This window comes from Nocardioides coralli, assembly GCF_019880385.1.
Taxonomy (GTDB): Bacteria; Actinomycetota; Actinomycetes; order Propionibacteriales; family Nocardioidaceae; genus Nocardioides; species Nocardioides coralli.
Genome location: NZ_CP082273.1, coordinates 479,851 through 492,676, shown reverse-complemented (window position 1 = coordinate 492,676; position 12,826 = coordinate 479,851). Strand labels below are relative to the sequence as shown.

General features: G+C 73.3%; 16 protein-coding genes. 10 read left to right on the top strand and 6 right to left on the bottom strand.

What is annotated here, in order from left to right; genetic code table 11:
* The first annotated feature begins 40 nt into the window (after positions 1-40).
* The 3 genes from K6T13_RS02455 to K6T13_RS02445 all read left to right on the top strand — a co-directional run bounded on the left by K6T13_RS02455 (position 41) and on the right by K6T13_RS02445 (position 3,130).
* Positions 41-1,969: a beta-propeller domain-containing protein gene (locus K6T13_RS02455; RefSeq protein ID WP_222896632.1), complete on the top strand. Its 1,929-nt coding sequence runs from the start codon at positions 41-43 to the stop codon at positions 1,967-1,969.
* Between the two features lie 64 nt (positions 1,970-2,033).
* A complete protein-coding gene (locus K6T13_RS02450; protein ID WP_222896629.1) occupies positions 2,034-2,303 on the top strand; it encodes a DUF2277 domain-containing protein in 270 nt (89 codons plus the stop codon).
* The gene (locus K6T13_RS02445; RefSeq protein WP_222896627.1) at positions 2,300-3,130 is read left to right on the top strand and encodes a Sir2 family NAD-dependent protein deacetylase; all 831 of its coding nucleotides are present in this window, start codon (positions 2,300-2,302) and stop codon (positions 3,128-3,130) included. Before K6T13_RS02450 ends, K6T13_RS02445 begins: the two co-directional genes overlap by 4 nt.
* Here K6T13_RS02445 and K6T13_RS02440 read toward each other — a convergent pair.
* Entirely contained in the window at positions 3,117-3,803 is a 687-nt protein-coding gene (locus tag K6T13_RS02440; RefSeq protein WP_222896622.1) for an iron-dependent transcriptional repressor DtxR, read from the bottom strand. The two genes, K6T13_RS02445 and K6T13_RS02440, sit on opposite strands and share 14 nt — an antisense overlap.
* Positions 3,804-3,850: 47 nt before the next feature.
* On the opposite strand from K6T13_RS02440, the gene K6T13_RS02435 reads away from it, so the two are divergent.
* The 3 genes from K6T13_RS02435 to K6T13_RS02425 are packed head-to-tail and all read left to right on the top strand — an operon-like array spanning position 3,851 to position 7,543.
* A complete protein-coding gene (locus K6T13_RS02435) occupies positions 3,851-5,182 on the top strand; it encodes a cryptochrome/photolyase family protein (RefSeq protein ID WP_249423898.1) in 1,332 nt (443 codons plus the stop codon).
* A complete protein-coding gene (locus K6T13_RS02430; protein WP_222896617.1) occupies positions 5,179-5,907 on the top strand; it encodes a hypothetical protein in 729 nt (242 codons plus the stop codon). Before K6T13_RS02435 ends, K6T13_RS02430 begins: the two co-directional genes overlap by 4 nt.
* A gap of 46 nt (positions 5,908-5,953) precedes the next feature.
* Positions 5,954-7,543, top strand: a complete 1,590-nt coding sequence (locus K6T13_RS02425) for a glycoside hydrolase family 13 protein (RefSeq protein WP_222896612.1) — start codon at positions 5,954-5,956, stop codon at positions 7,541-7,543.
* 263 nt (positions 7,544-7,806) lie between these two features.
* Here K6T13_RS02425 and pdxH read toward each other — a convergent pair whose 3' ends face one another.
* A complete protein-coding gene (gene pdxH, locus K6T13_RS02420; RefSeq protein ID WP_222896607.1) occupies positions 7,807-8,448 on the bottom strand; it encodes a pyridoxamine 5'-phosphate oxidase in 642 nt (213 codons plus the stop codon).
* Between the two features lie 75 nt (positions 8,449-8,523).
* On the opposite strand from pdxH, the gene K6T13_RS02415 reads away from it, so the two are divergent.
* From K6T13_RS02415 to K6T13_RS02405, 3 genes are read left to right on the top strand one after another with little or no spacing between them, the layout of a single operon-like run.
* Positions 8,524-9,636, top strand: coding sequence for a citrate synthase 2 (locus K6T13_RS02415; protein WP_222896605.1), 1,113 nt, complete (start codon positions 8,524-8,526; stop codon positions 9,634-9,636).
* Positions 9,624-9,827, top strand: coding sequence for a GNAT family N-acetyltransferase (locus K6T13_RS02410; protein ID WP_222896602.1), 204 nt, complete (start codon positions 9,624-9,626; stop codon positions 9,825-9,827). The genes K6T13_RS02415 and K6T13_RS02410 overlap by 13 nt, the downstream gene beginning before the upstream one ends.
* Positions 9,828-10,160 (top strand): GNAT family N-acetyltransferase, encoded by a 333-nt coding sequence (locus K6T13_RS02405; protein WP_222896596.1) that lies wholly within the window; start codon positions 9,828-9,830, stop codon positions 10,158-10,160. It abuts the gene before it with no gap.
* 9 nt (positions 10,161-10,169) lie between these two features.
* Here K6T13_RS02405 and K6T13_RS02400 read toward each other — a convergent pair whose 3' ends face one another.
* Complete coding sequence (locus tag K6T13_RS02400) at positions 10,170-10,571, bottom strand: VOC family protein (protein ID WP_222896588.1); 402 nt, start codon at positions 10,569-10,571, stop codon at positions 10,170-10,172.
* 44 nt (positions 10,572-10,615) lie between these two features.
* Between K6T13_RS02400 and K6T13_RS02395 the strand changes: the two genes are divergently transcribed.
* Positions 10,616-11,209, top strand: coding sequence for a class I SAM-dependent methyltransferase (locus K6T13_RS02395; protein WP_222896586.1), 594 nt, complete (start codon positions 10,616-10,618; stop codon positions 11,207-11,209).
* 17 nt (positions 11,210-11,226) lie between these two features.
* Here K6T13_RS02395 and K6T13_RS02390 read toward each other — a convergent pair whose 3' ends face one another.
* Genes K6T13_RS02390 through K6T13_RS02380 form a run of 3 tightly spaced genes read right to left on the bottom strand, consistent with a single transcriptional unit; the run spans position 11,227 to position 12,750 of the window.
* Entirely contained in the window at positions 11,227-11,781 is a 555-nt protein-coding gene (locus K6T13_RS02390) for a VldE C-terminal domain-containing protein (RefSeq protein WP_222896585.1), read from the bottom strand.
* Positions 11,782-11,840: 59 nt separating this feature from the next.
* Positions 11,841-12,332 (bottom strand): GNAT family N-acetyltransferase, encoded by a 492-nt coding sequence (locus K6T13_RS02385; RefSeq protein ID WP_249423897.1) that lies wholly within the window; start codon positions 12,330-12,332, stop codon positions 11,841-11,843.
* A complete protein-coding gene (locus tag K6T13_RS02380) occupies positions 12,325-12,750 on the bottom strand; it encodes a zinc ribbon domain-containing protein (RefSeq protein ID WP_222896584.1) in 426 nt (141 codons plus the stop codon). The genes K6T13_RS02385 and K6T13_RS02380 overlap by 8 nt, the downstream gene beginning before the upstream one ends.
* Between the last annotated feature and the right edge of the window lie 76 nt (positions 12,751-12,826).

The window sequence follows — 12,826 nt, the reverse complement described above, 5'->3', positions numbered from 1 at the left end:
CGAACTGCCCAGCCGACAACGGCCAGTGGAGGGAGCAACCATGAGCAGCACACCCGGACAGGCCGGACTCGCCGTCGCCGCCGTCGCCGGACTCGGCGCGTCCTTCCTCACGGGCATGGTCGTGGCCGGCGCCTTCGAGCCGGTGGCGGACCCCCCGATCGGCCGGGCCCCGACGAGCGCGGACCTGCCGATCCGGCTCGTCAACGCGGACCTGACCGCGCCCGGATCGTGCGAGGCGCTGCTGGACTCCTACGTCGAGCGCGGGCTCGACCGGGTGGGGCCCTACGGCTGGGACTCGGTGGTCGAGCTGATGGGCCGCGCGGAGGCGAGCGTGGGTTCGGGCGCGGTGGCGGAGGAGGCGGCACCGGTCGACCGCGGCGTGGTCGAGCAGGGCAGCAGCGCCACCGGCACCAACGTGCAGGAGACCGGGGTGGACGAGCCCGACGTGGTCAAGACCGACGGAGAGGTGCTGGTCCGCGTCCGGGACGGTGAGCTGCTGGTCCACGACGTCACCGGCACGCGCCCGGTGGGCCAGGGCGACACCGACCTCCCCGACGGCCTCGCCGCCGCAGAGCTGCTGCTCGCGGGCGGGACGGTCGTGGTCACCGGCGAGTCGACCGACGCGCCGTGGCACGTCCGCGAGCGGACCACCCACGTGGTGACCTACGACATCTCCGACCCGGCCTCGCCGCGCCTGGTGGACCACCGCTCCGTCGACGCCGGGCTGGTGCGCGCGGTCCAGCACGGCGACGACGTCCGACTGGTGCTGACCAGCGGGCTGCCCGACCTCGACTTCGTCCAGCCCCGCTGGTGGCGTGACGACGACGGCGCCCTGGAGCGCAACCGCGACGCCGTCCGGCGCAGCACCCTGGACGACTGGCTCCCCTCGGTGACGACGTACGACGCCGACGGCTCCGAGACCGGCACCCAGCGACTCGTCGACTGCTCGCGGGTCACCGTGCCGAGCCACGAGGACGCCGCCCTGGGCACGATGACGCTGGTCGGCTTCGACGCCGACGACCCGGCCGACACCGACACCCTCGCGGTGGCCACCGACACGGGGCTCGCCTACTTCTCGCCGACCCGGCTCTACCTCGCCACCAGCGGATGGAGCGGCTGGGGCTGCTGCTGGGACGGCCCGGTCGGAGGGCCGGTCGGACGGCCGGTCGTCCCGGGCGACCAGGGCCGCAGCCGCCTCTACGCCTTCGAGCTCGACGGCACCGACGCCACCTACGTCGCCTCGGGCGTGGTCGACGGGGTGATCCGTGACCGCTGGTCGATGGACGAGCACGACGGCGTGCTGCGGGTGGCCGTGGGTCCGAGCCACGAGACCGGGAACTTCAGCTCGGTGCTCACCCTCCGGGAGGACGGCGACGACCTCGAGGAGATCGGCCGCGTCGACAAGCTGGGGGTGAACGAGGAGATCAAGTCGGTCCGGTGGTTCGACGGCCTCGCCGTCGTGGTGACGTTCCGGCAGATCGACCCGCTCTACGCGATCGACCTCACCGACCCCGCCGACCCCGAGCTGCTCGGTGAGCTGAAGATCCCCGGCTTCTCCGAGTACCTCCACCCGATCTCCGGGCAGCGGCTCATCGGCATGGGCCAGGACGCCACCCTGCAAGGCCGCCTGCGCGGGGCGCAGGCGGCGCTCTTCGACATCAGCGACCTCACCGACCCGCGACGGACCGACGTCGTCACCTATCGGAAGGGCTCGGTCGCCGGAGCGGCCACGGACCCGCGGCAGTTCACCTGGCTGCCGGGTCGGGAGACCGCCCTCACCGTGGTCACCGACGGCTGGACCGGTCGTACCGGCTGGGTCTCCGTGCTGCGTGTCGCGGGCGACCAGCTCGACAACCGGATGGTCGAGGTGGCCCACGGCTCCGACGTCGACGCGATCCGGCTGGTCCCGCTCCCCGACGACCGGGTGGTGCTGCTCACCGGCGACGACATCTCCTTCTTCGAGGTCTGACCCGACGTCCGACCCGACGGCTGACCCGGGGCCGCGCCACCCTCGTCGGCGTACGCTCGTGAGCATGTGCCGCAACATCCGACCCCTCCACAACTTCGAGCCGCCGGCCACCGAGGACGAGGTGGCGGCCGCCGCACTGCAGTTCGTGCGCAAGGTGAGCGGCTCGACGAAGCCGTCGCAGGCCAACCAGGCGGCCTTCGACCGGGCGGTCGCGGAGATCACCCACGCCACGCGGCACCTGCTGGAGGAGCTGGTGACCCAGGCGCCGCCGAAGAACCGCGAGGTCGAGGCCGAGAAGCGCCGAGCCCGGGCCGCGGCCCGGTACGCCGGATGACCCTGGCCCCGGCGGCCGACCGCGTCGCGGCCGCCCTCGACCTGCTGCGGGACCGGCCGCTGGTCGTGCTCACCGGCGCCGGCCTGTCCACCGACTCGGGGATCCCCGACTACCGCGGACCCGGGTCCGTGCCCCGGACGCCGATGACCTACCAGCAGTTCGTCGCGGGCCCCGAGGCGCGGCAGCGGTACTGGGCGCGGGTCCACACGGGCTTCGGCCGGTTCCACGCCGCGACCCCCAACGCCGGGCACCTCGCCCTCGCACGGCTCGACCCCGAGCTGCTGATCACCCAGAACGTCGACGGTCTCCACGAGGCCGCCGGCTCGCGGCGGCTGGTCGCGCTGCACGGCCGGATCTCCGACGTCATCTGCCTCGGGTGCCGCGCGACCTCGTCGCGCGCCGCCCTGGAACGCCGCCTCGCGGACCTCAACCACGGCTGGGCGGAGCGGTACGCCGACCTCGCGCTGCGTCCCGACGGCGACGTCGACCTCGTCGACTGGGCGGGCTTCGTCGTGGCCGACTGCGAGGACTGCGGCGGGGTGCTGAAGCCCGACGTGGTCTTCTTCGGCGAGAACGTGCCGGGGCCGCGGGTCGAGCGCTGCTACGCGGCCGTCGACGCCCTGACGGACACCGGAGGGGCGTTGCTGGTGGCGGGCTCGTCGCTGGCGGTGATGTCAGGACTGCGCTTCGTCAAGCGGGCCGCGAAGGCCGGGGTCCCGGTCGTCGTCGTCAACCGCGGGCCCACCCGGGGTGACCCGCTGGCGACCTGCAAGCTCGAGGTGGGGTGCAGCGAGTTCCTCGACGAGCTCAGCCTCACAGCACCTTGACGAAGATGTGGTCGGCCGCGTCGGGAAGGATCTCGGCGGTCTCGCCGCCGGAGCCGACCAGCACCCCCTCCTCGGTGCGGGCCACGGTGACGGTCTTGTCGGGGAGGGCGCCGACGCGGCGCAGCGCACCCATGAGCTCCTCGTCCTTCTGCATCTCCTCGGAGATCCGCCGGACGTGGACCCGGGCCTCCCCGTCCGCCCCGACGTCGGAGAGCGGCGTGACGCCGGACATGAACTCCTCGTCGTGGGGCGTCTCCCCGAGCTCGTCGAGGCCGGGGATCGGGTTGCCGTAGGGCGACTCGGTGGGATGGTCGAGCAGCTCGATCAGCCGGCGTTCGACGGTCTCCGACATCACGTGCTCCCAGCGGCACGCCTCGGCGTGCACGAGCTCCCAGTCGAGACCGATCACGTCCACCAGCAGCCGTTCCGCGAGGCGGTGCTTGCGCATCACGCGGGTGGCCAGCCGCTCGCCCTCGGCCGTCAGCTCGAGGTGGCGGTCGCCCTCGACGGTCAGCAACCCGTCGCGCTCCATCCGGGCCACGGTCTGCGAGACCGTCGGGCCGCTCTGGTGGAGCCGCTCGGCGATCCTGGCCCGCAGCGGGACGATGCCCTCCTCGACCAGCTCGTAGATGGTCCGGAGGTACATCTCGGTGGTGTCGATCAGGTCGCTCACCTCGCCATTCTCACCCATCGCCCACAGCGATGGCAGAGTGGACACCGATGACGGCGGTGATGTGGTTCCGGCGCGACCTGCGCCTCGGTGACAACCCTGCCCTGGTCGAGGCCGCGGCTGACGGCGGGGACGGCGGGGTGCTGCCGCTCTTCGTGCTCGACCCGCGGCTGTGGGGGACGGCGGGCATCTCCCGCAGGCTCTACCTCGGCGACTCGCTGCGCGCGCTCGACGCCTCCCTCCGCGACCGCGAGGGCGGCAGCGGTGGACTGCAGGTGGTCCGGGGTGACCCGGTGCGCCGGGTGGTGGCGGCGGCCCGCGAGGTGGGCGCCTCGCGGGTCCACGTGGCCGCCGACCACGGCCCCTACGGCTCCGAGCGGGACGCGGCGGTCGAGGAGGCACTGGCGCGGCACGACATCGAGCTGGTGCGCACGGGATCGCCGTACGCCGTCTCGCCGGGGCGCGTCCTCAAGAAGGACGGCACCCCCTACTGGGTGTTCACGCCCTTCAGCCGGGCCTGGGCGGAGCACGGCTGGCGCGGCCCCATCGACCCGCCGCGCCGCGTGCGCTACCTCACCCTCGCCGACACCAGCGGCATCCCCGATCTCCAGCGGCCCGACGGGCTGTCCCTCCCGACCGCCGGCGAGGACGCGGCGCGACGGCGGTGGCGGGCGTTCCTCGACGGGCCGCTGACCGACTATGCGCGTGACCGCGACAAGCCGGGGGTCGACGGGACCTCGCGGATGAGTGTCCACCTCAAGTGGGGCGAGATCCACCCGCGCACGATGCTCGCCGACATCAGCGAGCGCGGCGGCAAGGGCACCCAGACCTACCGGTCGGAGCTGGCGTGGCGCGAGTTCTACGCCCACGTCCTGCACCACCGGCCCGAGACGGCGCGCGACTACTACAAGCAGGAGTTCGCGCGCATGGAGTACGACGAGCCGGGCGAGCTGTTCGAGAAGTGGCAGCAGGGCCGCACCGGTTTCCCGGTCGTCGATGCCGCGATGCGACAGCTGCGCGCCACCGGCTGGATGCACAACCGGGCCCGGATGATCGTGGCCAGCTTCCTGGTCAAGGACCTCCACGTCGAGTGGCAGCACGGCGCCCGCCACTTCATGGAGTGGCTCGTCGACGGTGACCTCGCCTCCAACCAGCACGGCTGGCAGTGGACCGCGGGGTGCGGCACCGACGCGGCGCCGTTCTTCCGGGTCTTCAACCCCGTCAGCCAGGGCCGCAAGTTCGACCCCGACGGCGCTTACGTACGCCGGTGGGTGCCCGAGCTCGCCGACGCCGAGGACCCCCACGAGCCGGTCGACCCGATCGTCGACCACGCCGAGGAGCGCCGTGAGGCGCTCGACCGCTGGGAGCGGATCCGCGGATGACCGAGCTGCTCGTGCCGACCCGGTTCCGCGGCCCGGCCTCCTCCGGCAACGGCGGCTGGACCGCCGGTGCCCTGGCCGCGCTGGCCGTCGCCGACCCCGTGGGGGAGGCGGCTCCGGCGGTGCAGGTGACCCTGCGGGGCCCGCCGCCGCTCGACACCTCGATGCCCGTCGCCGACGGCGCCGCGCGCGACGGTGAGGACGTCGTCGCCGAGGCGGTCCCCCTCGAGCGGGACCTGGAGCCGGTCGACCCGGTCCCTGTCACCGAGGCCTCGGCCGCGATGGCGACCTACCCCGGGCTGACCAGCCACCCCTTCCCGTCCTGCTTCGCCTGCGGCACCGGCCGCGGGCCCGGTGACGGGCTGCGGATCTTCCCCGGCGAGGTCACGGCCGACCCCTCCGGCCGGACCCGGGTGGCCTCGACGTGGACCCCCGACCCGAGCCTCGACGAGCGGGGCCGCGTCCCGGTCGCGGTCGCCTGGGCAGCGCTCGACTGCGTCGGCGGGTGGGCCGGCGACCTGACCGAGCGGCTGATGGTGCTCGGCCGGATGACGGCGCGCCTCACCGACCTGCCGCGGGTCGGCGTGGAGCACGTCGTCGTCGGGGGCGCGCGCGGCCGCGACGGCCGCAAGACCTTCACGGCCGCCTCCCTCTACGACGGCGACGGACGCCTGGTCGGGACGGCCGAGCACGTGTGGTTCGCGGTCGACCCCGCGGCCTTCTCCTGAGACTGCGGGTTTGACCGGACCCGCCCCCGACGAGAAGACTCCCCCCATGGCTTTGAACGATCCAAACCCGTGGTGGCAGTACGCAGCGGTCTACCAGGTCTACGTGCGCAGCTTCGCGGACTCCGACGGTGACGGCGTCGGCGACCTGCCGGGCATCACTGCCCGGCTGCCCTACCTGCGCGACCTCGGCGTCGACGCGCTCTGGATCACGCCCTTCTACACCAGCCCGCAGCACGACCACGGCTACGACGTGGCCGACTACTGCGACGTCGACCCCCTCTTCGGCGAGCTCGCCGACGCCGACCGGCTCATCGCCCGCGCGCACGAGCACGGGCTCCGCGTGATCGTCGACGTGGTGCCCAACCACACCTCGAACGAGCACGCCTGGTTCCAGGCCGCGCTGGCGGCCGCGCCGGGCAGCCCCGAGCGTGCCCGCTACCTCTTCCGCGACGGTCGCGGCGAGCACGGCGAGCTCCCGCCCAACAACTGGGCCTCGGTCTTCGGCGGCCCCGCCTGGACCCGTGTCCCGGACGGCCAGTGGTACCTCCACCTCTTCGACACCACGCAGCCCGACCTCGACTGGCGCAACCCCGAGGTCGGTGACCTGCTCGAGGGAGCGCTGCGCTTCTGGCTCGACCGCGGCGTCGACGGCTTCCGCATCGACGTCGCCCACGGCCTGCTCAAGGAGGAGAGCCTGCGCGACCAGGTGCTGCCCGAGCAGGACGCAGCCGAGGAGGAGCACTCGATGGTCGAGCGCGTCGGCGACGACGAGCCGATGTGGGACCAGCCCGAGGTCCACGACGTCTACCGTCGCTGGCACCGCGTCCTCGCCGACTACGAGGGCGACCGGATGGCCGTGGCCGAGGCGTGGACCCGGACCGCCGAGTCGATGGCCCGCTACGTCCGGCCCGACGAGCTGCAGCAGAGCTTCAACTTCGCCTGGCTGCTGGCGGAGTGGTCGGCCGACCAGTTCCACGACGTCGTCCGCGGCACCCTCGACGCGCTCACTCCGGTCGACGCCGCCCCGACCTGGGTGCTGTCCAACCACGACGTGGTGCGCCACGTGACCCGGTACGGCGGCGGCGAGCGCGGCCTGGCCCGGGCCCGGGCCGCGACGCTGGCGATGCTGGCGCTCCCCGGCTCTGCCTACCTCTATCAGGGCGAGGAGCTCGGGCTGGAGGAGGTCGACGTGGCCGAGGAGCACTGGCAGGACCCCGCCGCGCTGCGGATGGGCCGGGCCGGCCGCGACGGCTGCCGGGTCCCGCTCCCCTGGGGCGGCAGCGAGGCGCCGTACGGGTTCGGGCCGGGCGAGGGTCAGCCGTGGATCCCCCAGCCCGACGACTGGGCCACCGTCACCGTCGCCGCCCAGGCCGAGCGCGACGACTCCACGCTGGCCTTCTACCGCGAGGCGCTGCGGTGCCGTCGCGAGCACGCCGTGCCCGCCGGGCCCGACGTCGACCTGGCCGACGTCGACGGAGAGGTGCTGTCGTTCACGCGCGGCGCGCTGCAGGTGGTGCTCAACTGCGGCGACAGCCCGGTCGGGCTGCCCGCCGGCACCGAGGTGCTCGTGGCCAGCGGCCCGGTCGAGGGCGACAAGCTGCCGGGGGACACCGCGGTCTGGCTGCGCGGGGCCTGAGACGCCGGAAATGCGGACAGCCCGCAGGTGTGGCTCCCCTGAGGACAGGGTCGCCGCTCCGGAGGACGTGTCCGGATCACCTGCGGGCCGGGTGACTGCTGTGGATTCGCAGCAGCCGTGTCGGGTGGTCCCACCCGACGGTGCTACGGGCTGCTAACGGGCAGCCACCTCACGCGTCCAACAAGAATTCATTCCTCGGACCACCTCCTTTCCCGTGTGCGACCACGGTAGGTCGGCGGTTCAAGGGGCGACAAGGGATTTGTTCACGGTGCGAGCCGCTGGACCGTCCAGCCCTCGCCGCCACGGGTGTAGACGAGCCGGTCGTGCATCCGGCCCGGCCGCCCCTGCCAGAACTCGATCGCCGCCGGCGCCACCCGGTAGCCGCCCCACTCCTCGGGCACCGGGACCTCCCCGTCGGCGTACCTGGCCTCCGCGGCGTCGTACGCCGCCTGGAGCTCGGCCCGGTCCGCCACCGGCCGCGACTGGCGCGAGGCGTGCGCGCCGAGCCGCGAGCGCTCGGGGCGCGACCCGAAGTAGGCCTCGACCGCCTCCTGGGGCAGCCGGGTGGCGGTCCCGTCGACCCGCACCTGGCGCTCGAGCGGGTGCCAGGGGAAGAGCAGCGCGCACCGCGGGTTGGCCGCCAGCTCGACCCCCTTGCGGGAGCCGGTGTTGGTGAAGAAGACGAACCCCGCCTCGCTCACACCCTTGAGCAGCACCATCCGCGACGAGGGCCTCCCGTCGACCGAGACCGTCGAGACGACCATCGCGTTCGGCTCGTAGAGCCCGGCCTCCCGGGCCTCCTCGAACCAGCGCCGGAACATGGCGATCGGGTCGGGGTCCAGGTCGGCCTCGGTGAGACCCGCGTCGGCGTACTCGCGTCGGAGCCCGGCGATCTCGTCGTCCATGTCGGCGACCCTAGACGGTGACGCCACCCCGAGCGGGGTGCAGAATGCTCCAGCGCACCGAGACGAAGGAGTCCCATGCCCGAGCAGCCGACCGTCCACCACGGCCTGGAGGGCGTGGTCGCCTTCGAGTCGCAGATCGCAGAGCCCGACAAGGAGGGCTCCGCGCTGCGCTACCGCGGGGTCGACATCGAGGAGCTCGTGGGTCGGGTCCCCTTCGAGAACGTCTGGGGGCTCCTGGTCGACGGGAGCTACACGCCGGGGCTGCCCCCGGCGGAGCCCTACAACATCGCCATCCACACCGGCGACGTCCGCGCCGACGTGCAGGCGAGCGTGGCGATGCTGGCGCCGCTGCTGGGCATGGGGCAGACCTACGACATCTCCGACGAGGCCGCCCGCGAGGACCTCTCACGCGTGGCGGTGATGGTGCTGTCCTACGCCGCGCAGGCGGCCCGCGGCATCGGCAAGCCGGTCGTGCCGCAGCGCGAGGTCGATCGCGGAACGTCGCTGGCCGAGCGGTTCCTGATCCGCTGGCGCGGCGAGGCCGACCCCGCCCACGTGCGCGCCATCGACGCCTACTGGTCCTCGGCCGCCGAGCACGGCATGAACGCCTCCACCTTCACCGCGCGGGTGATCACCTCCACCGGCGCCGACGTCGCCGCGGCGTTCTCCGGGGCGATCGGCGCCATGAGCGGCCCGCTCCACGGCGGCGCACCCTCGAGGGTGCTCGGCATGATCGAGCAGGTCGAGCAGCGGGGAGACGCCCGGGCCTACGTCAAGGAGCTGCTCGACAACAAGGAGCGGCTGATGGGCTTCGGCCACCGGGTCTACCGCGCGGAGGACCCGCGGGCCCGGGTGCTGCGGCGCACCGCCAAGGAGCTCGACGCGCCGCGCTACCAGGTCGCCGAGGAGCTGGAGCAGGCCGCGCTCGCCGAGCTGCGCGAACGACGACCGGACCGGGTGCTCGAGACCAACGTGGAGTTCTGGGCGGCGATCGTCCTCGACTTCGCCCAGGTGCCCGCCCCGATGTTCACCGCGATGTTCACCTGCGCCCGCACCGGTGGCTGGTCGGCCCACATCCTGGAGCAGAAGCAGACCGGTCGGCTGATCCGCCCCTCCGCCGTCTACGCCGGGCCCACCGAGCGTCCCGCCGCCGAGGTCGACGGCTGGGACGAGGCGTGGGCACGCTGAGGCCGACCCTCCACACCGAGCGGCTGCGGCTCGAACCGCTCACCGAGGACCACCTCGAGCTCCTGGTCGAGCTCGACAGCGACCCGGAGGTGCTTCGCCACATCGTCGGCCGGGCCCTGACGCGGAAGGAGGTGCTGACCGACTCCGCCCCGCGGCGGCTCCGCACCGACGACCTCGGTCGCGGCACCTAGATGGGGTACGACGCCGACGGCGACTGGCTCGGGTGGTGGTGCCTCGCCGTCGACGAGACCGACGAGGCGGCCGCCGAGCTCGGCTACCGGCTGCGGCGTACGGCCTGGGGGCACGGCTACGCCACGGAGGGGTCACGGGTGCTGCTGGACCACGCGTTCGAGACGCTCGGCCTGCAGCGGGTGTGGGCGCAGACGATGGCGGTGAACACCCGTTCGCGGGGCGTGATGGAGCGGCTCGGGATGCGGCACGTGCGCACCTACCAGGGCGAGTGGGAGGACCCGCTGCCCGGAGCCTGGCGCGGCGAGGTGGTCTACGAGATCACGCCGTCCTGACCCGGGCGGTCACCACATCGGCTCGGGCTCGTCCTCGAAGGCCGGCGGCCGGTAGGCCGGCTGGTAGAGCAGCATCGACCGGGCGCCGGGCACGCGCAGCCGGACGGTGCGTCCCCAGGGCTGCTGCTCCACCTCGCCGTCGAACTCCGCACCGCGCTCCCCCAGCTCGGCCATCGTCGCCTCGAGGTCGTCGCACATCAGCGAGAGGTCGAAGTGCTGCCCGGTGCCGATCGAGCCGCCGCCGACGTCCTCCCACGACGCCGGGTGCACACCGAGCTCGCTCGGGCCGGTCCGGAAGATCAGCCAGCCGCCACCGGTGTCGACACCGGGCAGCCGCAGGACGTCGCGGAAGAAGGCGCGGGCGGCGTCGGGGTCGTCGGCGTAGACGAGGGTGTGGAGCGCGGTGATCATCGACCCACCGTAGCCGTGTCGGCGGGGCGTGGTTGGCTGGCGCCGTGACCGACGAGATCGCCCCCCAGATCGCCCTGTGGGACCGCGAGGCGGAGACGTTCGACGAGGCGGCCGACCACGGCCTGGCCGACCCCACGTGCCGGGCGGCGTGGCGCGAGCTGTTGCTGGAGGCCCTGCCGCCGGCTCCCGCACGGGTGGCCGACCTCGGGTGCGGCACGGGCACGCTGTCGAGGCTGCTGGCCGAGGAGGGCTACACGGTGACGGGGGTCGACTTCTCCCCCGAGATGGTGCGCCGGGCCCGGGCCAAGGCGGGGTCGCTGGCGGAGTTCGTCGTCGGCGACGCCGCCAGCCCGCCGCTGGAGCCGGCGGCCCACGACGTCGTGCTGAGCCGCCACGTGCTGTGGGCCATGCCGTCCCCCGCCGCGGCGCTGGCGCGATGGATCGACCTGCTCGCCCCGGGTGGACGCCTGGTGCTGGTCGAGGGCAGCTGGTCCACCGGGGCCGGACTCACCGCCGAGGAGACGGTGGCGCTGGTCGAGGCAGCCGGCCGGGAGGCGAGGCTGCGCCGGATGCCCGAGCCGGTCTTCTGGGGTGGTCCGGTCAGCGACGACCGCTACCTCGTGGTCAGCGGCCCCTGACGCCCACCCGGTGACGGTCAGCCCAGCCGGCCGTCGTACCAGCTGGTCCGACCCTTGCCGCCGGGGCGGCTCAGCGAGATGTGCATGTGGTCGCGGTGGCGCAGGGTCTTGGAGCACTTCTTGCGCTTCTTGCACGAGGAGGAGAGGTAGTCCTCCTTGGCGAACTCGTTCCACGACGCGTACATGTGGTCGTTCCAGATGATGTACATGATGCCCATCCGGCGCGCCCTGGCGTCGGCGTTGCCCGCACGGTCCTGCTTCCGCACGAGGGTCAGGAGCTCGCGGGCCCGCACGCGGTCCCGCTTCCGGTCCGCGTCCAGCATCCAGTCGAACGCCCGGCCCTCCTTGTGCTCGGAGGTGCCGCCGATGCGGCACTTGCGGGAGATGGGGCCGTAGCCGCCACCCTGGTTCCGCACGATCCAGCGGGCCAGCACCTTGGTGCCGGCCTTGGCCTTGGGCGAGCACTTCGTCTGCGGCTGGTAGCCGGCGTAGCCCTCGATGTCCTGAGCGAGGGCGGGAGCGGACGAGAGCAGGAGCGCGGCCGTCACGGCGGCCACGAGCAGGCGTGACATGAGAAGCCCTTCCGGGGGGTGTTGGGGCCCATCGAGGGTATGTCGGGTCGCCGCTCGTGTCAGGAGATCGAGGGGAGCCGCCTGGCGAAGCAGCGCTGCAGGGGTGACCAGCCGTAGTGGCCGAACGACCCGATCCGGACGTAGCCCGAGGACTCGTAGAGGGCGATCGCCTCGGGCTGCTCCGCACCCGTCTCCAGGATCATCACCGCCGCGCCGGCTGCGGTGGCCGTGCGCTCGAGGTGGGCCAGGATCGCCCGCGCGTGACCCGCGCCGCGGGCCTCGGGCACGACGTACATCCGCTTGATCTCCGCGGCGTTGGTGGTGCCGAAGGCCTCGACGTCGTCGCGTCGCCGCCACGCCCCGGACGCGACCGGCTCCTCGCCGACGTAGCCCACGAAGAAGCTGCCGTCGGGCGGCTCGAACATCAGCGGGTCGAGCGGGGTGTCGTCGCGGCCGCCGTAGCGGACGACGTACTCCCCCTGCACGGCCTCGATCAGCCGCATCGCGTCCGGGTGGGCGAAGCCCACCTGCTCGATCCGCAGCTCAGGCAAGCGAGGTGCCACACCCGTCGCAGAAGCGGGCGTCGCCGTCGTTGCGGGTCCCGCAAGAGCGGCAGAACGGCCCGGAGGCGCGCTCGTCGTCGACGGTACGACCCACGCCGAGCAGGCCCTCACCGTCGGTCAGGTAGGCCGCCGAGTCCTTGACGACGGGCGAGAGCTCGCCGGAGGCGTAGCGCGCCGCCACACCGCCGTACCCGGCCTGGGTGAGCCAGCCGCCCACCGCCAGCATCGGGATCGCGACCATCAGCATCCAGAACCGGGTGGGCGGCCCGAAGGAGTTCATGGAGCCGATGAAGTCGACGAAGCCGATGATCCCCAGCACCACCGCGCCGAGGAGCACCAGCGGTCCGGTGACGCGGAAGAACGCGCGTACGCCGGCCTGGTTGCGCAGCCCCGGATTGGTGTCCATGTCTCCCCCTCAGGTCGTGCTCCGGATGGAGCGGGTGCCAGAATAGGCCCCGCCGACAGCGTCGTCAGGCACTGCC